Origin of the sequence: Luedemannella helvata, from assembly GCF_039528415.1 — a bacterium.
Taxonomy (GTDB): Bacteria; Actinomycetota; Actinomycetes; order Mycobacteriales; family Micromonosporaceae; genus Luedemannella; species Luedemannella helvata.
Genome location: NZ_BAAALS010000110.1, coordinates 1 through 793 on the forward strand (window position 1 = coordinate 1; position 793 = coordinate 793).

At 66.3% G+C, this 793-nt stretch carries 1 protein-coding gene; it reads left to right on the top strand.

The annotated features are described in order from the left end of the window. A partial coding sequence (locus tag ABD191_RS28980) for an IS110 family RNA-guided transposase (protein ID WP_344089134.1) occupies positions 1-793 on the top strand: 793 nt, incomplete at both ends.

Consider the following 793-nt stretch of genomic DNA (forward strand, 5'->3'; position numbering starts at 1 on the left):
CTTCGACTGCTGGCTGCTCAACGCCCGGCACATGAAGGCCGTTCCGGGCCGCAAGACGGACATGACCGACGCGGAGTGGATCGCCGACCTCGTCGCACACGGGCTGGTACGGCCCAGCTTCGTGCCCCCGCCACCGATCCGACGGCTACGGGATCTGACCCGCCGGCGAACGATCCTGCTCGATGAACGCACCCGCGAGAAGCAGCGTATGGAGAAGCTGCTCGAAGACGCCGGGGTGAAGCTGTCCGTGGTCGCATCCGACATCTTCGGCACCTCGGGCCGCGCGATGATCGAGGCGTTGATCGCCGGCGAACGCGACGGGCAGGTCCTAGCCGATCTGGCACGGGGCCGCATGCGAACGAAGATCACCGCGTTGCGCGACGCGTTGGTTGGCCGTTTCGACGACCACCACGCGTTCCTCGCACAGATGATCCTGCGCCAGGTCGACGCGATCAACGCAATGGTCGCCGACCTCGACACCCGTATCACCACCGAGATCAGCCCCTACCAGGCTCAACTCGATCTACTCGACACCATCCCGGGCGTCAACGAACGCGGCGCACAGACCCTCATCGCCGAGATCGGCGTCGACATGCACCGCTTCACCAGCGCCGCACACCTCGCCTCCTGGGCCGGCCTATGCCCCGGCAACAACAAAACCGCCGGCAAAGCCCGCTCCACACACACCCGACCCGGCAACCGATGGCTCAAAAAGAGCCTCGGTATCGCCGCTCTCGCCGCGATCCGCACCAAAAACAGCTACCCCCACGCCCAGTACCGCCGCATCGCCGCC